A 21,032-nucleotide genomic window follows, 5' to 3' on the forward strand; every position below is an offset into this window, starting at 1 on the left:
GCCCCTAGCCAATGGAAAGATATAAAAAAGGCAGGCAAGCACTTGGGCTTGCCATACCGATTTAGAAAAAAATTATCCACACAGAAGAGGACTATTTCTTTTTCTTTTTGCCTTTCTTCTTTGCTGTTTTAGGAGCAGTTTCAGTAGGCTTCTCGTCTTTAGCTTCCGCTTTAGGAGCTGCTGCTTCAGCAGGCTTCTCCTCTTTCTTTTGACCTGTTTGAGCAGCGACTTCTGCTGCAAAGTTTTCCTCTTTCTTCTCAATACCTTCACCTAGAGTGAATCGTGAGAAACGGCGAACCTGGATATTTTCACCTAGAGTTGCCACTAACTGTTTGATCAACTCTTCAATAGTGATGTTTTGATCCTTAATGAAGGGCTGGTCTAATAAAGATTGTTCTTTGAGACGCTTTTCAATACGACCATCTACGATCTTGGCGCGGATGTTTTCAGGTTTCTTAGCAAGATCCTCGCGACCCATTTCAATTTCCCGCTCGCGGTCAATGGAATCTTGAGGAATATCGCTGGTTCTAACAACTTCAACGTTAGGGCATGCTGCTATCTGCATAGCAATGTCGCGTGCTAGAGTCTTGAACTCTTCCCGACGGGCAACGAAGTCTGTTTCGCAGTTGATTTCCACAAGGACACCCACACGACCACCGGTGTGGATGTAACTTTCCACTAGACCTTCTGCCGCAACTCGGCCTTCCTTCTTAGCCGCTGAAGTAATACCTTTCTGACGGAGCCACTCAATGGCCTTCTGTAGATCACCGTCCGATGCTTGGAGGGCTTTTTTACAGTCCATCATGCCTGCGCCAGTAGTATCACGCAGCTCTTTTACTTGCTTTGCAGAAATGCCTGCCATTATCTCCTCCTACACTAATGCTCTACTTTGAAAAAATATTTTGACAGAACAAGCTTTTTGCCAATGTTAAGACCTGCGCCTAAAGCATCAACAGCTGAACCTATGGTGGGGATCAGCTGCTATATGTAATGCAAAAGCCTACAGCGTGTTATTCGCTCTCTGCTTCATCTGCGGCAGGTGCTGCTAGCACTTCATCTGCCGCAGGTGCTGCTGGTACTTCATCTGCTGTAGGAGCGTCTCCAGCATTGGGAATATCGGCTGCATCATAATCATAGTCTTCTTCGGCACTTGGATAGTCGGCGTAAATGTCGCCTTCATCACTATTGTCCTGCGGTGCCTGACCATGGGAACCCTCATAGATGGCATTCGCTAAGCTACCTAGAATTAACTTGATTGAACGAATGGCATCATCGTTGCCGGGAATTGGAATATCAACCACATCGGGATCACAGTTGGTATCCAATAGTGACACAATTGGAATCCCTAATTTCTGACACTCTTGCACTGCGTTATATTCACGCTTGATGTCAACCATGATGACTACGTCTGGCAGACGCCGCATCAGCTTAATACCACCCAGATATTTTTGAAGCTTCTCGAGTTCACGACGCAAAACAGCAGCTTCTTTTTTCGGGCGTAGAGCTAGAGCTCCTGTCTCTTGCATGCGCTCTAGCTCTTTGAGACGCTCTACACGTGTTTTAATGGTGGTCCAGTTGGTTAGCATTCCACCTAACCAACGCTGGTTGATGTAGTAAGACCCACAACGTCTGGCTTCTTCAGCGACAATTCCGGCAGCTTGGCGCTTAGTGCCCACAAACAAAAACTTCTGACCTTTCTCTGCTGAAGTCCGTACGAAGGAATAAGCGTTATCGAGCAGCTGAGCCGTCTGGACTAGGTCAATAATATGTACACCGTTACGTGCGGTAAAAATATACCGATCCATTTTAGGGTTCCAACGGCGGGTCTGATGACCAAAATGAACCCCTGACTCAAGCAGTTGAGCCAATGTTACAACAGGCATTTAATTCTCTCCTTTCGGGTTAAACCTCCACCTGGTGCGCATTTCAGTCGTTAAGTGTAGGTTTTACTTCACCTGACTTTGACTGAAACACCCGAAATATCCAAGTGTGTGAATTTTTTGACAGCTAAACTAGGGTAACACAGCAAGTTGCTGACTTCTTGAATCATGTCAGTCTCTTTGCCTGCTATTGGAAGTTGCAATTTTGGGTAGTCTGTGGATGATGGGTAAGTGTGTCTGCAACGTAAAGTGGCACAGACATGTTGCTTTGATGTTGCCCGTCGTTAACTGAAGGCTTTTGGTGCTTTATGACTGATCAACAACGCTCTGCTTCAATGCCGTCTGTTCCGCCGCCTCCACCTAAGCGGGTTGCACCACCCCCACCGCCGGGAATGGGTAGAGCTGGTGGTGCACGTTCAGCGGCACCGCCCCCAATGCCAAAGTCTGCTGGTGGCGTCAGAGTCGGCGGTGGCGTAACCCTAGAGCGTATCGTTCGTGAGGCCTTTGATAAAGGTTTTTCTGATGTGCATCTGGGTGTGGGGGAAGTGCCTCGTTTTCGGAACCGGGGCGAAATTGAAACCACAGACTATCCTGCCACTGACGAAGCCACATTCTACGCATGGCTATCTGAGGTCCTAAAGCCCGATCAAATCCAAGACTTTAAACAAACGATGGATTTTGACGGGGCAGCTCATTTTGACTTCACGCGTGTACGCATCAACATATTTAATACACTGCGTGGGCCTTCCTTGGTGATGCGTCTGATTCCGGTGAAGATTCTCACGCTTGATCAGCTGAGCTTGCCAGTAGTCTTAAAGGATATTTGCCACTATCACAAAGGTCTGGTTTTGGTGACTGGTCCCACTGGGTCGGGTAAGTCAACATCGCTGGCTGCGATGATTGACTACATCAATACGGATATGCCGAAGAACATTATCACCATTGAGGACCCGGTGGAATTTGTCCATGCGAGTCGTATGTCCTTAATCAAGCAGCGAGAAGTGGGGATTCACACGCTGGAGTTTAAGAATGCTCTTAAGGCATCGCTTCGGGAAGATCCAGATGTCATTCTGATTGGTGAGATTCGCGATCGCGAAACTGTAGATATTGCGTTGAAAGCAGCTCAAACAGGTCACCTTGTATTTGGTACCCTGCATACCAACAGTGCGGTAAAGACGGTTGAGCGTATTTTAGGCATGTACGAACCGGAACAGCAGAGTGCGGTGCGCATCTCAATTGCTGAATCTTTGGTGGCGGTTGTGGCTCAAGGGCTATGTCGTACGACCGATGGTAAGCGAGCGGCTTTCCATGAAATTCTGATCAACACCGATGCCATTAAAGATTATATTCAGCGAGGTCAGCTGGATGAGGTAGAGGCTCTGCTACCAAAATGTAGTTTTGATGGTATGTGCACCATGAATCAATCCCTTTACTCTCTATATGAGTCGGGACGTATTACTGAGGAGACTGCTTTAGAGATGTCACCTCGTCAAAATGAGATGGCGCAGATGTTGCGTGGTCGGATTTAGAGTCGACAGGATACTCATTCATCTTTATTTGATGTGAGTAGCTTTGGTTCAGCTCACGCTTCACAATTTCGTTGGATATTTAGAGTCTTCCGTGAGTCCAGTCGTGTTCGCCATGACTGGACTTTTTGTTGAAGGTTCGCAGGAAGCCAGCTGTCATATTGTGAGTAGACGGGCAAACGTGGCGTCAAGCTGTAGTTTTGGGTCTGTAGCTGGGCTGTGAGTGTCGACAGAGTTTTGTGATGATAGGTGGGGTTGACTTCATCTAGTGGTCCAATGCCGCCTAAATCTCTTGCTCCAGCCTTTAGGCACGCTAAGAGCGTTTGAGTTGACTGCACTAGATTCGGTGGGATCTGAATCGTAATGTCCTCTGGCAAAATCTGACGAGTGATATGGACAGCACGGATTAACATGTTGTCGTCACAGGGAAGAGCGAGTTGGGTCTGGCGTTCGCCAGGCTGATGGGGTTGAAGAATAACTTCTTGGATATGACCGTACTGGTTGTGGAGGGTTGCGATCGCAACCAGTGTTTCTTCCCAATCTGTTTCCGTTTCACCGATGCCTAAAAGAAGTCCAGTCGTAAAGGGAATTTGCAACTGTCCTGCCCACATTAGTTGCTCTAGCCTGACTGCTGGTCGTTTACTTGGGGCATGATGGTGAACGTTATCCAACAAAGTAGGTGTGAGCTGCTCCAGCATCAGCCCCATTGAAACATTCACCTGCTTGAGCCTTTTCATTTCTTCAAAGCTAAGGGGGCCGACATTGGTATGGGGTAAGAATCCTTCTGCAATGGCTAAGTGGCAAAGATCATATATGCGGTCTAACCAGGTTCGACGACGTGAACTTTTGGGATGAACTTCTCCGCTCAGAATTAATATTTCAATGGCATCTAATTCTTGGAGCATAGCCCGTGCCCTAGGAAGACTCAACCATATATCAGAGCCTGGCTGGACTCGAAAATTACAGTAACTACATTGATTGAAGCACTCATATGTCGGGACTAGAGTGTATGCCGGACTATAGGTGATGGTCAGGCTCAACGTGACTATCCTCTTTGCTAATCGTTACAAAAAATGAGCAATTACTTCAAGCCTTAGAATCTAAAAGTAGACTGTCTTACCCGCCGTACAGGCTAACTTACATACTCTGTTAGAACCGGGGGCGTAAGGAGTGAAATGTTTGTAGATCCTTCTGTCTCAGCGACCTTGGTGAATTGACTTTCAATATGCAAGCCCATCAATAAGGCATTCAGACGCCGACTTTTAAAATTCTCTCACGATTAGAAAGTTTACAAAAATAGTTATTTCTTTTAGCATGTATATGTGGGCTAATTGCCTACTGTCGTACCTCGACAATATTTATAGGATTCATAAAATCATGACAACTACTCTACAGCAGCGCTCTAGCGCTAATCTGTGGGATCAGTTTTGTGAGTGGGTTACTAGCACTGAGAACCGCCTCTATGTAGGTTGGTTTGGTGTGCTGATGATCCCCACACTACTCGCTGCCACGACTTGTTTCGTCATCGCCTTCATCGCGGCTCCTCCCGTTGACATCGACGGTATCCGTGAGCCCGTTGCTGGGTCTTTGATTCTGGGTAACAACATCGTTTCCGGTGCGGTTATTCCTTCTTCCAACGCTATCGGTCTACACTTCTACCCCATCTGGGAAGCTGCTTCTCTAGATGAGTGGTTGTATAACGGTGGCCCTTACCAGCTGGTTATTTTCCACTTCCTCATTGGCGTCTTCTGCTACATGGGTCGTGAGTGGGAACTGTCCTACCGCTTGGGAATGCGTCCTTGGATCTGTGTTGCTTACTCTGCTCCTGTAGCAGCCGCATCTGCAGTGTTCTTGATCTACCCCATCGGTCAGGGTTCTTTCTCGGATGGTATGCCTCTGGGTATTTCCGGTACCTTCAACTTCATGCTTGTTTTCCAAGCTGAGCACAACATCCTGATGCACCCCTTCCACATGCTCGGTGTGGCGGGTGTCTTCGGGGGGTCCTTGTTCTCCGCAATGCATGGTTCTCTGGTAACGTCCTCCTTGGTTCGTGAGACCACTGAGACTGAGTCCCAGAACTATGGATACAAGTTTGGTCAGGAAGAAGAGACATACAACATCGTTGCAGCCCACGGCTATTTCGGTCGTTTGATCTTCCAGTACGCATCCTTCAACAACAGCCGTTCCTTGCACTTCTTCTTGGGTGCTTGGCCCGTCATCGGTATCTGGTTCACTGCCCTAGGTATCTCCACGATGGCGTTCAACCTGAACGGATTCAACTTCAACCAGTCCATCATCGACTCTCAGGGTCGTGTCGTCAGCACTTGGGCTGACGTGATCAACCGTGCCAACCTAGGTATGGAAGTAATGCACGAGCGTAATGCTCACAACTTCCCTCTAGACTTGGCGGCTGGTGAAGCGGCTCCTGTTGCTATGGTTGCTCCTTCCATCAACGCGTAGTCGTCGTGGTTTTGTAACCTAGTCTAGTCAAAAGGGCCTCTATCTTCGGATGGGGGCCTTTGATTTTTTAAGGGGATAGATACGCAATTCTTGTTTTGTTTGAGACTGACAACTTGGCAAGCCTATTTCATTAGGCTATAAGTGATTGCTGAAACGTTAGCTGGAAACAGACAGCTATGGTCAAAGCAAAGTGCTGTTGGCGTCGCTTCTCATTTGGAGATATGCATTCATCGATGTTCGATAAGTAGATATGCTTGTTACTAAAAAAGGGAGGTTACTAAACCTCCCTTTATGGCTAATGTTTAATCAGTGCTGGTCAAAGCGTTTAGATTGAAAATACATCAAGAGACGCTCTGTAAATTCACTAAGCTTTTGTCTTTAGCTTAATAAGCAAGAGTTTCTAAGGTCTCTCGCAGATATCGTCTTACCAATTGCTCTAGTGGAGTTTTATCCAAGGTGTCAGCTGGTAGTTCGGACTTCCATCTCTGGAACCCGGTACTACTACATATAGCTCGCTGCAAGCTTAACCATACATTCGTATCTTCAGAGCTAAATAGAGTGGAGGATATACTAGCCATAGGTTTCCTGTGTAAGCTGATTTGATAGGATATTTCAGCATCTTCTACTCATACGATAACGCAGGACCAATGGACGTGTTGTGCCTATAATCACGGTTTATATCGACTTGTTGCTAGTCGATACAAGAAATGGAGACAATCTGGTAATATCATCGGTTTTTCTTGTATCGACTAGCTTTATACAGCGGATTGCTGACGATAAGTCCTATTGAGAACGCCCGGCTAGGGTCCGTCGCTTCGTGACCATCTTGAAGGCCTCAATGCGATCTCCTTCTTGCCAGTTACTGAACTTATCAACACCGATACCACACTCAAAGCCAGAGGCAACTTCTTTCACGTCATCCCGCATACGCTTGAGTGAATCTAGATTACCTTCATATACCTGAGTGCCATTACGCATGACTCGAATCTTACAATTTCGAGTTACCTTACCGGATAGAACATAGCAGCCTGCAACAGCCCCTTTACGTACTGGGAAGACAGCACGGACTTCGACTTCACCCAGATCTTCTGCCACCAGTTCAGGCTCAAGCAGACCTTCCATAGCGCCTTCAATATCTTCTAGGAGCTTATAGATAATGTCGTAGTCTCGAATATCAACACCTAGCCGGTCAGAAGCTTGCTGTGCTCCCGGCGCTAGAGTTGTGTTGAAGCCAATGATGACTGCGCCACTGGCCGCAGCTAGGTCAACATCAGTTTCACTAATCTCCCCTGGAGCAGCCATCAGCACACGAATTTGAACTTCGTCCTGGGGCAGCTGTTGTAGAGATGCCAGAATTGCTTCAACAGAACCTTGAACGTCTGCTTTCAGCAAGATGTTGAGTTCCTTCAGTTCGCCTTCCTGAGCTTGGGCAGACAGGGTATTGAGGGTTACCCGTCGAGATGCCATCGCTTGCTGCAACCTAGACTGACGCTGATCGATTGCTCGGCTATCAGCTATAGCACGAGCTTCTTTTTCAGACTTGAAGACTTCAAACTCATCACCTGCTTGAGGTACGTCATTGAGACCTAGAACTTCAACGGCAAAGGATGGTGAAGCTGCCTCAACACGGTTTAAGCGATCGTCTAACATTGCCCTCACCTTACCGAAGACAGAGCCGACGACCATTGAATCGCCAATCTTCAGAGTGCCATTTTGTACAAGTAAGGTAGCCACAGGGCCTCGTGCTTTATCCAGGTTGGCCTCAATAACGGTTCCCTTTGCTAATCTGTCAGGATTAGCGTGTAGATCCTCAACTTCAGCCTGTAGCAATAGCATTTCTAGCAACAGATCAAGGTTCTCACCAGTTATGGCACTCACAGGCACCATGATGCTATCGCCACCCCATTCCTCAGGAACCAGACCTTGCTCCATAAGTTCTTGCTTGACGCGATCAGGGTTAGCTGTTTCTTTATCAACCTTGTTTATAGCAGTAACAATGGGTACCTGAGCTGCTTTGGCGTGGCTAATTGCCTCAATCGTCTGAGGACGCACACCATCATCTGCCGCAACCACTAACACTGCAATGTCAGTAACACGAGTACCTCGAGCACGCATTGCTGTAAATGCTTCGTGGCCAGGGGTATCTAGGAAGACAACCTGGCGGTTGTCGCCCTCATGTTCGACATCAACGTGGTAGGCACCAATGTGCTGGGTGATACCCCCGGCTTCCCCACTGGCAACTTTAGCTTCACGGATAGCATCCAGAAGCGAGGTTTTACCATGGTCAACGTGACCCATGATGGTGACCACTGGTGGACGCTGCTTCAGATTTTCGAGGTCGCCCTCATCAATCATTTCGGTGGTTTTCTTTGCTTCAGACTCGGCTTCAGCAGTTTCTACCTGGATATCAAAGGCTTCAGCTACCATCCTGGCCGTGGGAATGTCCAAGGTTTGATTGATATTAGTAGCGATGCCTTTAAAGAACAAGAACTTAATAACTTCAGTTTCAGGTTCTTTAATCTCTTGAGCTAATTCGTGTACGGTCAGACCGTTGGTTAGAATTATTAGTTCGGGCTTGTCTTCGACGACTTCGACTTTGCGATCGCGCCGATTATTGCGTGATGAACCACCCCGAGTTGGCATAGAACGGCTTTTCACAGCAGCTGGCTTGGCCTGACTCTGATGAGACTTAGGCTTAGGTGGCCGCATCAACGAAATACTGATCGGTGTTGCTGAAGAATCACCAGACAGACCTGCCTCTAGTTCTTCAATGTCATCATCATCATCTAAACGTTGAGCACGTCGCTTCTTCGTTGCGTTCTTGCTAGCGCGCTGCCGCATTTCCTCTTCTTCACTCTCACCACGAGGCTTCCCTCGTTTGGGTGGACGTGCTGGAGCTGAAGGTCGGCGTACGTCAGGACGTCGAGGTGCGCCAACTAAAACGGGGCCACCACTGCTGGTATCGTCTGTATCTGTATCTGTAGCACCTGTCTCATCAGCCGTTGGACTAGACGGTTTTGGTCGGCGGACCTCAATAACTGGTTTTGGTTTTAAGCTTGGTTTCGCCTTAAGTGCAGCTGGCTTATCCTGAGCCTCGACCGATCTACCGACCTCAGTCACCGGGATCTTGGCATCTGGATCATCACTTCGCCTCGCTACTTTAGGACGTGGTGCTTGGGTGCGAGATGGAGGAGAGACTAGCTTAGGTTGAACAATCTGTGGTTTGGATACCGGTACAGCCTGGTCGGATGGCTCACTGGACGTAGTCCCAGAAGAACTGGCACCATTTGTATTCCCAGTAGGACGAGGTACTGGCTTCTGAGGAGGACGCACAGATGGCTTGTTTGGTCGTCCAGGGCGATTTGGTGGCTGTCGTAAGTCATCCGAGGATGGCGACTTGGCTGGAGAAGCATCTTTGGGAGCCTGAGGAGGAGATACTTTTTTCTCAGGAGAGTTAGGTTCTGATGACTGATGACGCCTAACTTCTAAAATTTGCTGTTTTCGAACGGGACGATTTGGGGCTTTAGGCTTGGTCAGGTTCGGTTTTTGCTTTGGTTTCGGAGGCGGTTTTTGTAATGAGCGCTTTGGCGCTCCTGATGCAGCTGCACGAATCCGTTCCGCATCCGATTCAGTAATAGTGCTGCTATGGCTCTTTACTGCTATGCTCAAACGTTCACAGATGGCCAGAATATCTTTATTGTCTAAATCCAACTCCCGAGATAACTCATATATCCTGACTTTGCCATTGTTCATCCAAATATTCCTCGCAAATTTTCAAAGAAAGGTGTCACATAGACTTACTGCCCTTATCGAAACGACATGACATTTTACCCTTGGGCACTATGGGCAATATCTTATTCTATCGACTCTTAGCACTAATGTGGCCATTGTGGGTGCTGATGAAAATGGATGTATCCCCATCCCAGCTCAATAATATTCTGACAGTATCAGGAATTCCCGACCAAAAATTAGCACAGGCCTTAAATTCTACCTTAGCATCAGCCCTAAAAAGTATTCGCAGCCAGGCAAAAGCTCAAAAGCTTTAACTGAACTACTTAGGTCATTTGCATGTAAGCCTTTGTGGACATTTCAGAAGCTGTTAATGATCAAGCTTGAATCTGTTATCGGGGTGATGCCAGGTTTTGCTTAATGAGTTGGTGCAAGTGTTGATAAATTTCCTCTGGCACAGGTGCCTTAAGGGAACGACCAAGCCGATTTTTCTTGTGTGCTGAGTTTAAGCAATCTATCTGAGGACATAAATAGGCGGAACGTCCCATGCCATAGTTCAGCTGGATTGTGCCTGTTGGATAAGTGCGAACGACCCTCAGGAATTGATCTCGATGGGCTGCCTTACGGCAGCTCACACAGCGTCGATAATTCGGTCGCATCAAACTAACTTATTCCTCCTCATAAGCGGGTCCCTCATTTTCCCCCTCATAGGCAGGTCCCTCATTCTCAAGGACTTCAGGCTCTTCTACAGCCGCTGCTTCTGCGGCAGCTTGTTGAGCGGCCGCCGCTGCTAGATTTGCTGCTTTAATGGCTTCCATTTGTGCTGCTAAGGCCGCCGCTGCTTCTTCCTCTTGCTTACGTTTAGCTTCCAGTTGAGCCCGTACCTTCTCATCTTCGGCCTCATAGTCGTACTTAGCTGAGTCCTTGATGTCAATTTTCCATCCGGTTAAACGTGCTGCTAGCCTTACATTTTGACCTTCTTTCCCAATGGCTAAACTAAGCTGATCTTCAGGGACCAACACATGGGCTTGACGATCTTCTGGATTCATCAATCGCACCTCGTCAACCCGTGCAGGGCTGAGGGCGTTGGCAATATAGGTGGCTGGGTCTGGGGACCAGCGAATAACGTCTATCTTTTCACCTCGCAGTTCATTGACAACAACCTGAATGCGAGAACCACGAGCACCAATGCAGGCACCTACGGGATCAACATCCCGTTCTAGGGTATCAACAGCAATTTTGGTTCTAGGGCCTACTGAACGAGATGGGGGATTAGCCTCACGGGCCACGGCAACGATGCGGACTACTTCGTCCTCAATTTCAGGTACCTCATTGGAAAATAGCTCAACAACAAGGCTGGCATCTGCACGGGACACTAGTAATTGTGGCCCACGGTGAGATCCTTCTGAGACTTTTTTCAGTGCTACACGGAATGTGGCATTGGCTCGATAGTTATCATTGGGTAATTGATCCCGTTTGAGTAACTCTGCTTCTACGTCTGGTTGGCCAACGCCGCTGCTAACGGCCATAATCACGGACTGACGCTCAAATCGCAGTACGCGTGCTTGGAGGATGGTACCTTCCAAGTCCTGAAATTCTTCCTGGATTAACCGCCGCTGCTGATCACGTAGTTTTTGAGCCAGCACTTGTTTGGTCTGAATCGCGGCCATGCGGCCAAAGTCGCGTTGCTCTGGCGTAACATCAAGCACCACCTCGTCTCCTATCTGAGCCTCGGGGGCAACTTCGACTACTTCTGCTAAAGAAATTTGATGGTCAGGGTTTTCAACAGCCTCGACAATTGTTTTGCTCGATAAGACCCTAAAGCCTTCTTCCTCTGGATCTAACTCCACAGCAAAGTTGTCAAAATAGTCTTCATCAAATTGAGCGCTATCCATGCGGCGAGTACGACGATAGCGCTCATAACCTTTGAGTAAAGCTTCTCTGAGGGCCTGTTCTACAGCGGAACGAGGTAAGTTACGCTCTCGACTGATGCCTTCAATCATTTCTTGTAGGCTGGGCAGACTGACCATTGACATGGGCTTTCTCCTCCTTAAATAACTAGACTTCGATGCGAATAGATGTGAATAAAAGTAAGAATGATGCTGGTTTAGCCCTGATATCCTGGCGCGTTACGCTGAGGTGATAGGCGTTTTGTAGCGATGAAGTGGTGCAATGAGCGGCTATGCTTCAACTTGATTGCTCAGTTGTACTGCTTCTACTAACTCATTGGGTATGGCAACGCGACGACCTCGTTGACTAATAGCTAGTTTGCTTTCCGTTCGTTCTAGTAGTGTACCTATCCATACTTTTTTGCCTTTATGAGGTGTATGGAGAGTGATTTCAATGGCAAACCCCTTGAAAACGATAAAATCGCGGTCAGTTTGCAGCTGATCAGAAACGCCAGGACTGGAAACTTCTAGAACATACGCATCAGGTAGTGTATTAGAGGTTTCTAATGCTTCACCTAAGGCGATACTCATTTTTTCACAGTCGTTTAGGCTAGTGTCGTCCTGGGTGAGGTTACGGACGTCAACCCGTAAAACCGGTGGGTTATGGTTGGTTTGAAAAACCGCGCCCACTACCTCTAATCCCAAGTCAGTGGCAATGGGGGCAGCTATTTCAAGTACCTGTGGAATAACAGGGTGAGCCATGGACACGTAGTAAATTAAACAAAATAAAAAGTGGGCCTTGAGGTCCCACTTCTTAACACAATCATTTTTGAACTGGGGCCGTAAATAACCAGTTATTAACTGATCCAAGTAGCATTACTGCTACATGACTTTACTGCGTTACACAGTTTAGCGTGTTTTTCTTTGCTTTGATTCAATACCCGTTGCTTGAAAAAGATCGGCAACAGTTGTGCAGTAGTTGTCTAGGCCAAGACTAGAAGGGGTCAGAGGATTTTGATAAGTAAAATGACGATACTTTAAACAAAAGTGGTCCCAATCTTCCAGACGCACCTTAAATAGTTTGATAAAAAAGTCGATGAGTCTCTGGGATAGAGGGATACGGAAGTAAATGGATCGACCTAAATAATGGCTGACTGCGGTTACAGCCTCATCCACGGCAAGGGCAGAGTTGCCTAATACCAACTCCCTACAGTCGTCTTGCGTAGGCGGATGGGCAATTAGATAGGTAACCATCGTGGCAACGTCTTGAGCATGGATAAAATGTAACGTACCCTCAGCACTAAAAAAGCGAATTAAATCGATCCACTTAGTGACTTCGGTTAGTCCACTGGAAATATGCGAGTAAGGTTTGTTGGTATCACCCCCAAAAACGAGTGTGGGAAATAGGGTAGTGATTTTGGGATATATGGCTAGGTCTTTTAACTTTTGATGACACTGATATTTACTGCGAATATAGTCAAAGGAGACGTTGCCGGCTTCTTTGAGGGGCTGATTTTGACGGTCTAAAATACTCGCGGTTGAAAAGTAGAGCACCTGTTTAATCCGATCAGGATCTAACAGTTCCATCAACTTCAAATTAGCTGTGACATTGATGTCGTAGATTGCAGGTGCGCCTCCCCAGGATGTGGCGATGAGGATTGCAGTGTCTATGGTGCCAAGTAGGTTGGCAAACTGATCAATTTCACGAATATCGCCCTGTAATATGTGAACCCTCGGCTGCTGAGAAATATCTAGTTGGAGCTTATCTGGATGACGCAATAGTAGAAAAAGCTCATGATGACTATGCTCAAGCAAGTTCTCAAGGACATAATGGCCTATACACCCACTGGCACCAGTGATAAAAATTCTCTGCGGTGACGATTGAAGGGATTGTGCCAGTTGACTCACGGTTTAAGCAGGCGCGATATTTAAGTATCCATAGTATTACCTTGCGTAGCAGTTATAACAGCTGGTGTGACGCCTGGTTGAGTGCATGATTGCAGCTACAGCCCATCAATCAGCTATGGGCTGTAGCTGTGGCGGTGGCTTTGCGTTTTAAGCAGGAACTGCTAGCAAATCTTCAAGCTGCTTGGCGGTTTCGAAGAAGTGAGCTGCATTTTCTTCTGGAGTGCCAGGAAGAATGCCATGGCCCAAATTCAAGATGTGCCCACCACGACCGGCTTTGCGTACGGTATCGAGGATGCGATCGCGAATGAAATCCTTCGATCCAAACAAAACGCCAGGGTCAACATTACCCTGTACCTTCATGTTAGGACCGAGACGACGACGGGCATCGGCCATATCAACTGTCCAGTCGACGCTGATGATATCTACACCAGACTCGCCCATCAGTTCCAGTACGCCAGCACTGCCGCTGATGTAAAGGATGAGAGGGGTATCAGGATGAGCTTCTTTAACCTGGCGTACGACCTGCTGCTGATAAGGCAGAGCAAAAGTACGATAGTCTTCAGGACTTAGCTGCCCGGCCCAAGAGTCGAATAGCTGGACAACCTGAGCACCGCAGTCAATTTGATAGCGTACATACTTGGCAATGCCATCTGCCAGGTGGCTCAGCAGCTGATGCAGCATCTTAGGCTCCGAGAAGGCCATGCCTTTAATCACAGAGTAGTTCTTAGAGCTCTTGCCTTCCACTGCATACGCCGCCAACGTCCAAGGAGACCCCACAAACCCAAGCACTGTTGATGCATTGCCTACTTCTTGTCTGAGGGTAGTCAAAATCTGTCGAATAAAGGGTAAATCCTCTTCAGGATTCAACGGGCGCAGGGCATCGATTTGAGCTTGAGTGCGGATTGCAGGCTCAATGATGGGGCCTTTGCTCTCTACGATATCGAAGGGGATGCCCATGCCTGGCAATGGGGTCAAAATGTCTGAAAACATGATGACGCCATCGGGGCGAAATGCCCGCCAGGGCTGTAGTGAAATCTCAATAGCAAGTTCTGGGTTCTCAGAACGCTCACGAAAAGAGGGATACTTCTCTCGTAAATCGCGATATATCTTCATGTACCGACCTGCCTGACGCATCATCCAGACCGGTGGTCGATCCAAGATTTCGCCCTTGGCGGCTCTCAAAAGGTAGGGCGTTTGATCGGGTTGGGTCATTGAAATTTCACCACAGACTAAAAGAGTTTTTAATTCGCATTTGTAAGCTTATCATCGTGAATTGCCCTCAATGACTGGAGATGTTTGGCTTGCCTAGGGTTTAGCCAGTGAACTGATGAATTTGACACGACCGTCACAGCGTAAACTTAAAGGCAGATAACGAATTGTGGCTATGTATGTCACTCCAGTCAGACCTATTCATGCAGAATGTGAACTTTTTTAAAAAGCAAGAAGGACGGTGGTTTTCGCAGCGCACTACACACTACCTGAAGGCAGGAAACTCAAAGGCGGGTAAATCAGATTTAGAAGTTACCTACATGGACGCTGGTACGGATGCTGTGATTCAGCTCTGTAATGAAGCGAGCTGTTCTGCCACGGATGCCGTAGGCGGGTTACGGATTGCCCAGAAGAGTACCGTAGATGGCCAAACGCGAACCCTGGTAACGTTGTTGGCTGCGATCGCAACCGATGACGATAACGGTAAGTTAATCAGCAAACCTGAGGGTAAAGCCCGATCTCAAGTCAGTCAGTATCGGTTTGAGAATGAAGTTCTAACGATTGTTACGGCAGCTGATGGTTTGCGAGCTGAAGAGCGTTGGTGGTTTATCACTGACAAATTACGGATGCGCACCAATGTTCTCAGTGGCGACCAGGGGCAAACGATGGCTTCATTTTGTTCAGAAATTCGTCTGGGTGATATCAAACCCTAGAAATACGCTTAAGTTGAAGTGTTGGTCGAAACGGTTGGATCGGAGCTGACCTAACCATAGGAATATAGTCTGAATAGGCCGCCTCAGTCTTATGGGGAGATGCCTTGGGCCTAGCTTCTGCTTTGGATGCCATCGTTTGATGAGGCTGATGCGATGGATCAGCTTGATAAACTTCAACCAGCGTATCCTCGGGCTGCACTGGAAATGCTTCGATGGATAACCCAGGGTAATGGCCGTAGTCCACATCAGATGATCTACTGTGGATGCCTTTGGCGGTTGAGACGGTTTCTGTAAACCCTGATGAGGACATAGTCTTGCGCTGACCCAGCTCGTTCATCGTGTGACTGGGGCATGTGATCTCAGGCTGTGGTGCTGTGGTCAAATGTAGCGGAGTCCCAAGATGGTCGGCAATGACTTGCCCAAAGCCAGACGTAAAGTGACGAATAGGCTGTCCACGCCGTTGCCATAGACTAAGGATATGCTGAACCGAAATAACTTTGTAGCGCCCTTGATATACTGCCTCGATAATGGCATCTCGAATCCAGTTAGCACGATAGTGGTTAAGCCAATACAAGACTTGGCTTTCAGGACTATATTGAGCCAACTCCAGGCTAAAGGACTTGAGCAGAGTAATGGCCTGTTGTGCTTCTCGCTCTAGATCAGATGCCATCATAGTTAATACCTCTAGCCCAACGTATTATTTGATTCATTGTTGAAGTAACAATTTCCTAATACGCTTGGGAAATAATATTTATAGGTTTATTGAACCCATATAAGTCTTAACTTTACCCTTGGACATCAGTCCTTGATGCAGTCCTTAAACTTTGTTTGATTCCCGTATTCCTACGATGTGGTGAACGCTGATTAAGTAAAGGCCTAACGTTCTTCTACCACACCACTATCTACCTGGCGAATATTGGGCTCATCAAAGGGGCTGCCACTGCCAAGCCAGTTGAAATCACTAAGTCTGAATCCAATGGAACCTGTTTCTCTAGTTGGGCTGTAGCGAAAAACCAAACCGTAGGTGCGGCGAGTGTATTCGAAAATAAAGTCGGTGTTAACGGTTTCCCCAGTATTAATGTTTATTGATGTTTGAAAGCCTAGCAAAATAGGCCCAAAAATCTGCTGGAGCACACCAAAACTAACCACGCGTCGATCTACATTTCGATCAAACAAAAAAGGAGAGTTATCGCTTGAAAGGATGTCTTGGGAATAGCCCAGGTTGAAGCGAGTGTAGTCAAAAAAATTTTTAGACAGATGTCCAATCTGCCCGTCTAAACGTACATCTGCAGAGAGTTCCTCTTGAAAGTCGCCACTCGTATAGTAAGACGCCACTCCCAGCAAGTTAACGTTGAGGTTTAGAAAAGGGACCACTGGGGCTGGGGTGTAACGTAAGCCTTCTGTGGGGGTAGCAGGCAGGGGGGTGCCGCGCCAGAGGTTAAATCCTTTGCGCAAGCGTGCGCTGGCTTGCATCCGGCCTAATGTGATCAGATCTTCGCCACCCCGTGGCCTACCCAGAAGATCGATACGATCGGTTCTAGAGGTGACTAACTGTGCGCCAGCTTGGTAGGTCAGGATAAGGCCACGCTTATCTAAATTAATGGGTGGAGACAGCAGGACTGCACCGAGACTGGAGCGGACATTTTGAAAGCCTAGACTGCCATTAAAAAGGCGATCGCGATAGCTATATTCTGCGGACAGTAGATGATCGCCGATAAGGTAGCGATTACGAATACTGCCGCGGAGGTTATCTTCAGCTTCTCTTAAATCTAAGCTGGTCAATCTGACTCGTGCAGAAAGGTTGGAGCTTGGGCTTAGACGCGTGTCAAAGTCAGCTTCCACACCAAATACATCTGAATTAGCCAGGCCTTGATTTGTAGCGCGTTCTAAAAAGTACTGGGGAGTAATGCTAAAGGATGTGGATTCATTCTCGACAATAGGGACTTCGCTTTCTAAAAAAACGCCACCACGATCCTCAGAGTCGCTACCAATACTGATCAAAAAAGGGTTGATTTGATTCTGCTCGCGTTCTCCACGATTCAGAATATATCTGGACTTTAATAGGGGTAGGGAAAACCCTTGATCAAAAACCAAGCGAGGGTTTTCTGTCGTGAGCAAATCGGCGGTTGGTGAGAGTGTCACTAACGTCAGTCGGTCAGTGCGAAATTCGAGCTCCGGTGGAGAAAAAGGATCGTTTGTTAATCGCACCTCCTCTGCTACCCAAGCTTCAGCATCAAAGGTGACTCGTGCGGCTTCAAAGCGGATGCGTCTGATGCCGCCTTCTGCGTCTGGTAAGGATCCGGGGTTACTGCCTTGAAGCCGAGAACTCAACTCAACCCCCCCGACTCTTCGGACGGCAGTGACATCCTCGTCTGGGTTGAGGGGGTCGAATACTGTCCGGCTAGTGACAGGTCTCTCCGTTGGGGCTGCAAAGTCGTCTTCGAGTTCTGGTAAAAAAAGTTCACCCCGTGTTTCAAAAATGGTGCCTGCTTCCTGCAGAAGGCTATATTCAGCTCGTTCACCTCGAACTTCTTGCTCGCCACGAGTCAAAATTACGTTGCCTTCTGCCAGGACATAGCGATTAACTAAGTTGATCCACATCTCATCGGCTAATAAAAAGGCATCGTTGAGCTTGAACACGACGTTGCCTCGGGCAATCACCACTTGCCTATCAGAGTCAAAGATTTGGGTGTCGGCTGTAATTTCTAATTTTGAGGGATCTAATGCTTCAGTAGGTGCTGTGGTAGAAGGAGGTTCTGCTGATTCCGGTGTTTCAGTCTCGTTGCCCTCATCAGAGCCCTCATCAGAGCCCTCATCAGAGCCCTCCGCTGCTGCTGGCTGAGGGACTAAGCTATCGTCCGCTACTCCCTCAATCTCTCGCTCCTCGAAAGCGTTGGGATTGGGATTCTCTAAATCGACTGCTTCGGCGTCTTCTAAATCGATTGCTTCGGTGTCTTCTAAATCGACTGCCTCGGCGTCCTCTAAATCGACTACTTCATTGACGGTATCCCCAGCTGCTTCGTCACTTGCAGCTGGTGCCACTTCCGTTTGAGGCGGTAGGGAAGGTAATTGGGCCAGATTGGGTTTAGAGAAATCATCCGCATTGGGCTCTGACAGTTGTCCGACAGGAATCAGGCTTCTAGGGGAAAAAGAAGGCTCTAGAAGGCCATCGGTCGATTGCCAAGGCGTGGGGTAGTGATGGGTGAGTAGGTGTTGAGCCCCGCTGTTGTGCTTAGTTTTGGTTGAAACTGTGCTGATTGAGACTGCTGATAGCTGATTTTGGGAAGGTTCAGGAGGTAAATCGATTAGGGCCATGGAAATTGTTAAAAACGGCCAATGGTTAGCGTAATACTAACCCTCATGAACACAAGCGTTGAAACAGTCCCTCAGGGTGAAAACTGACTCGCATTAAAAACTCCTTAGCTGGACTAGCCAAGGAGCCTAATCAAAATTCATTGGAACTCTTTCGAAACTAGCGCTTAGCAGGAATTATTCCATATCTTGGCGGCCAGGATTCCGAGAGGGGTCGCCATTGAGGAAGCCAAAGACGAATAGACCTACAAAAAATGCAACAGTCAGATATACAACGATCTTTAGAGTCAGCATCGGGGATCTCCAGCACAGACACTTAAATTTATAAAAGCTATTCTATCGCAACATTGAATTCATCGAGTGTTGATACTCAGAGTTTGCGTAAAGATGGAACCCATGGTTTAGTCCATTGCCATGATGGCAACGCCACTGACCATAATGGCTGCTCCTAATAGGCGCTCTTTCAGGCCTGTTTCGCCAAATAGGGCGTAGCCAAAGCCAACTGAAATTAAGGCACTCATGCGCTTGACTGCGATTACCTGCGCTACTGGGGCCAGGGTGAGGGCGATGAACTGGAGGCTAACGCCGATAGCGTTGAAGACACCTGCGAGCACAACGAATAGGGCTTGCGATCGCAATTCCCCAATCACCAAACCTGCCCCCTTTTGCCAGGCCCGCTGCACAACAAAGGGCATCATACCCATCGCAATTGTCCCAAACAGCGACATGCCCCAAAAAAGGGAGGATGAATTTAGGGTGCCAACCTTATCAAAATTGGACGTGATGCTCCATAAAAACGCCACACCCATCATCATGCGGCTACCTGGATTGGTCATGAGTGCCCGTAAGGGGGCCAACGTCAAGCCCTCACTAGGCTTCAGGTTCAGTATGTAGGAACCCACAATGAGAAACAGCACACCCATCACGTCTAAGCCAGTGGGCCATTCGCCAACGATGATGGGGGATGTGACCAGCAAAAACAATGGCGTTAAGGTGACCAATGGCACCGTCAGCGATAGGTCCGCAATTTTAATGGCGCGTGTATAGAGAGTGAAGGCCAAAATATTTAAGCTGCCCCCCACCAGAATTGCTAACCCAAAATCAGGTCCCAGAGTCGGTGGACCTTCGGTTGCCAGCATCAACATGGCCATCAATAAGGCTCCAGCGCTGGTAAAGCCTAATAAAACCGAATATTCATCTAACGATTTCAGCGCCTGTTTCCCCGTGGCATCTTTGAGGGCTTCACAAAGGGCGGTGCCGCTGGCAAGGGCTAACCAGAGCATCCCCTAAGCTCCGCAGCAACGATCGATGCCCAGGCTTTCTAGCAATAAGTCGCCGACAGCATTGGCGACAGAAAACTCGCTGTAGAAGCTTTTGGAAAAATCGAAGGACTGCAATTCAGTTAAAATGGCCATCACCAAGGGAATCAGCTCATTTTCCCCTTCCATCCGCTGGCGTACGAAGACCTGAGATGCACGTTGGGCAATGTCCTGATTGACCGCTTCTGGCAAAAACTCTGTATCTAACCAGTTTTGCAGCGATGCTCTGAGCCATTCGCCTTCTTGCTGTGGATCTTGAGGAGATGGTAACGTGACGGATTGAATTGGTTCAGTCATAGCAGATGCTGCGGCGATACCTGTATTTTTTCGGTTCTAGATTCTTTTAGGGTAAGTTTTTTTAGGCTACGGTAGGAGAAGGGTTTGAAGAATGTAACGGGATAGTCCCCCTGTCACAGCTGCTATGGCTTACTCGATTCCCCATATTTTGCAGTGTTATGCCCAGGGTTATTTTTTAATGGCAGATAGCGATTACCAAACGCTCAATTGGTATTCCAGCCGTAAACGAGCACTGATTCCATTGGATGAGCGATTTCGTTACCCAAAATCGCTACGTCGGGTACTCAATCAAAATCGGTTTGAAATTGCGTTTAATCGGGATTTTGATGGCGTGGTTGAAGGCTGTGCTAATCGTGAGACTACCTGGATCTCAGATGAATTGAAGGCAATTTATCGCATGCTGCACCGGGCAGGCCATGCCCATAGCTTTGAAGCCTGGCAGGGGGATCAGCTGGCAGGCGCTATTTTGGGCATTGTTCTAGGGGGAGCTTTTATCGGCGAGTCGATGTTTTTTACGGTTCCCGACGGTTCGAAGGTGGCGATGGTGAAGCTTGTGGAGTGGCTGCGATCGCAAAACTTTCTACTTTTCGATGCTCAAATGATGAACCCCCATCTAGCCCGTTTTGGGGCATACGTCGTGGAAAGTGAGATCTACGAAGACATCCTTTATCAGGCAATACAGCGTTCCTGTCAATTTTTGCCGCCGTCAGCGAATGAGCGAACCATCTCCATGGGATCGCAATACTTAAATCGCAGGAAGTACGAATAGGGTAAATGCTGTTGTAAGTTC

General features: G+C 47.9%; 19 protein-coding genes. 5 read left to right on the forward strand and 14 right to left on the reverse strand.

The annotated features are described in order from the left end of the window. Positions 1–91 precede the first annotated feature (91 nt). Positions 92–862: a translation elongation factor Ts gene (gene tsf / locus U2F10_RS23045; protein ID WP_163665694.1), complete on the reverse strand. Its 771-nt coding sequence runs from the start codon at positions 860–862 to the stop codon at positions 92–94. Positions 863–1,010: 148 nt separating this feature from the next. Further along, positions 1,011–1,883, reverse strand: coding sequence for a 30S ribosomal protein S2 (rpsB, locus tag U2F10_RS23050; protein ID WP_490794402.1), 873 nt, complete (start codon positions 1,881–1,883; stop codon positions 1,011–1,013). A gap of 305 nt (positions 1,884–2,188) precedes the next feature. Between rpsB and U2F10_RS23055 the strand changes: the two genes are divergently transcribed. Beyond that, complete coding sequence (locus tag U2F10_RS23055; RefSeq protein WP_163665690.1) at positions 2,189–3,409, forward strand: type IV pilus twitching motility protein PilT; 1,221 nt, start codon at positions 2,189–2,191, stop codon at positions 3,407–3,409. A 53-nt stretch (positions 3,410–3,462) separates the two neighbouring features. On the opposite strand, the gene cofG is transcribed toward U2F10_RS23055, so the two are convergent. Then, positions 3,463–4,446, reverse strand: coding sequence for a 7,8-didemethyl-8-hydroxy-5-deazariboflavin synthase subunit CofG (gene cofG, locus U2F10_RS23060; protein ID WP_499061560.1), 984 nt, complete (start codon positions 4,444–4,446; stop codon positions 3,463–3,465). Positions 4,447–4,783: 337 nt separating this feature from the next. Here cofG and psbA point away from each other — a divergent pair, with 337 nt between their 5' ends. After that, positions 4,784–5,866, forward strand: a complete 1,083-nt coding sequence (psbA, locus tag U2F10_RS23065; RefSeq protein WP_499061559.1) for a photosystem II q(b) protein — start codon at positions 4,784–4,786, stop codon at positions 5,864–5,866. Between the two features lie 783 nt (positions 5,867–6,649). On the opposite strand, the gene infB is transcribed toward psbA, so the two are convergent. Continuing rightward, positions 6,650–9,619 carry a translation initiation factor IF-2 gene (gene infB, locus U2F10_RS23070; RefSeq protein ID WP_499873371.1) on the reverse strand — a complete coding sequence of 990 codons (2,970 nt, stop codon included), beginning with the start codon at positions 9,617–9,619 and terminating at the stop codon, positions 6,650–6,652. Between the two features lie 89 nt (positions 9,620–9,708). Between infB and U2F10_RS23075 the strand changes: the two genes are divergently transcribed. Then, entirely contained in the window at positions 9,709–9,912 is a 204-nt protein-coding gene (locus U2F10_RS23075; protein WP_499873372.1) for a hypothetical protein, read from the forward strand. A gap of 75 nt (positions 9,913–9,987) precedes the next feature. Here U2F10_RS23075 and U2F10_RS23080 read toward each other — a convergent pair whose 3' ends face one another. The 5 genes from U2F10_RS23080 to hemE form a co-directional block, all read right to left on the reverse strand. After that, positions 9,988–10,254 (reverse strand): YlxR family protein, encoded by a 267-nt coding sequence (locus U2F10_RS23080; protein ID WP_499873373.1) that lies wholly within the window; start codon positions 10,252–10,254, stop codon positions 9,988–9,990. Positions 10,255–10,263: 9 nt separating this feature from the next. Beyond that, positions 10,264–11,631: a transcription termination factor NusA gene (gene nusA, locus U2F10_RS23085; protein ID WP_163668147.1), complete on the reverse strand. Its 1,368-nt coding sequence runs from the start codon at positions 11,629–11,631 to the stop codon at positions 10,264–10,266. Positions 11,632–11,775: 144 nt separating this feature from the next. After that, a complete protein-coding gene (gene rimP, locus U2F10_RS23090; RefSeq protein WP_163702830.1) occupies positions 11,776–12,246 on the reverse strand; it encodes a ribosome maturation factor RimP in 471 nt (156 codons plus the stop codon). Between the two features lie 147 nt (positions 12,247–12,393). Then, a complete protein-coding gene (locus U2F10_RS23095; protein ID WP_163668151.1) occupies positions 12,394–13,392 on the reverse strand; it encodes an NAD-dependent epimerase/dehydratase family protein in 999 nt (332 codons plus the stop codon). Between the two features lie 147 nt (positions 13,393–13,539). Continuing rightward, positions 13,540–14,604, reverse strand: coding sequence for a uroporphyrinogen decarboxylase (gene hemE, locus U2F10_RS23100; protein WP_163702832.1), 1,065 nt, complete (start codon positions 14,602–14,604; stop codon positions 13,540–13,542). Positions 14,605–14,780: 176 nt separating this feature from the next. Between hemE and U2F10_RS23105 the strand changes: the two genes are divergently transcribed. Beyond that, complete coding sequence (locus U2F10_RS23105) at positions 14,781–15,314, forward strand: phycobiliprotein lyase (RefSeq protein WP_250565998.1); 534 nt, start codon at positions 14,781–14,783, stop codon at positions 15,312–15,314. On the opposite strand, the gene U2F10_RS23110 is transcribed toward U2F10_RS23105, so the two are convergent. From U2F10_RS23110 to U2F10_RS23130, 5 genes are all read right to left on the reverse strand, one after another. Further along, the gene (locus tag U2F10_RS23110) at positions 15,304–15,987 is read right to left on the reverse strand and encodes a hypothetical protein (RefSeq protein WP_163668155.1); all 684 of its coding nucleotides are present in this window, start codon (positions 15,985–15,987) and stop codon (positions 15,304–15,306) included. The genes U2F10_RS23105 and U2F10_RS23110 overlap by 11 nt on opposite strands. Before the next feature lie 203 nt (positions 15,988–16,190). Further along, complete coding sequence (locus U2F10_RS23115) at positions 16,191–18,629, reverse strand: DUF3769 domain-containing protein (RefSeq protein ID WP_499873374.1); 2,439 nt, start codon at positions 18,627–18,629, stop codon at positions 16,191–16,193. Positions 18,630–18,803: 174 nt separating this feature from the next. Then, positions 18,804–18,920 carry a photosystem II reaction center protein I gene (locus U2F10_RS23120; protein WP_006516789.1) on the reverse strand — a complete coding sequence of 39 codons (117 nt, stop codon included), beginning with the start codon at positions 18,918–18,920 and terminating at the stop codon, positions 18,804–18,806. A gap of 107 nt (positions 18,921–19,027) precedes the next feature. Beyond that, a complete protein-coding gene (locus tag U2F10_RS23125) occupies positions 19,028–19,909 on the reverse strand; it encodes an EamA family transporter (protein ID WP_163702835.1) in 882 nt (293 codons plus the stop codon). A gap of 3 nt (positions 19,910–19,912) precedes the next feature. Beyond that, positions 19,913–20,242 (reverse strand): DUF8822 family protein, encoded by a 330-nt coding sequence (locus tag U2F10_RS23130; RefSeq protein ID WP_163668161.1) that lies wholly within the window; start codon positions 20,240–20,242, stop codon positions 19,913–19,915. 124 nt (positions 20,243–20,366) lie between these two features. Between U2F10_RS23130 and aat the strand changes: the two genes are divergently transcribed. Continuing rightward, a complete protein-coding gene (gene aat / locus U2F10_RS23135) occupies positions 20,367–21,011 on the forward strand; it encodes a leucyl/phenylalanyl-tRNA--protein transferase (RefSeq protein ID WP_499061010.1) in 645 nt (214 codons plus the stop codon). The last annotated feature ends 21 nt before the right edge of the window (positions 21,012–21,032 follow it).

This window comes from Leptothoe sp. EHU-05/26/07-4 (assembly GCF_043421015.1).
In the GTDB taxonomy this organism is placed as follows: Bacteria; Cyanobacteriota; Cyanobacteriia; order Phormidesmidales; family Phormidesmidaceae; genus Leptothoe; species Leptothoe turfae.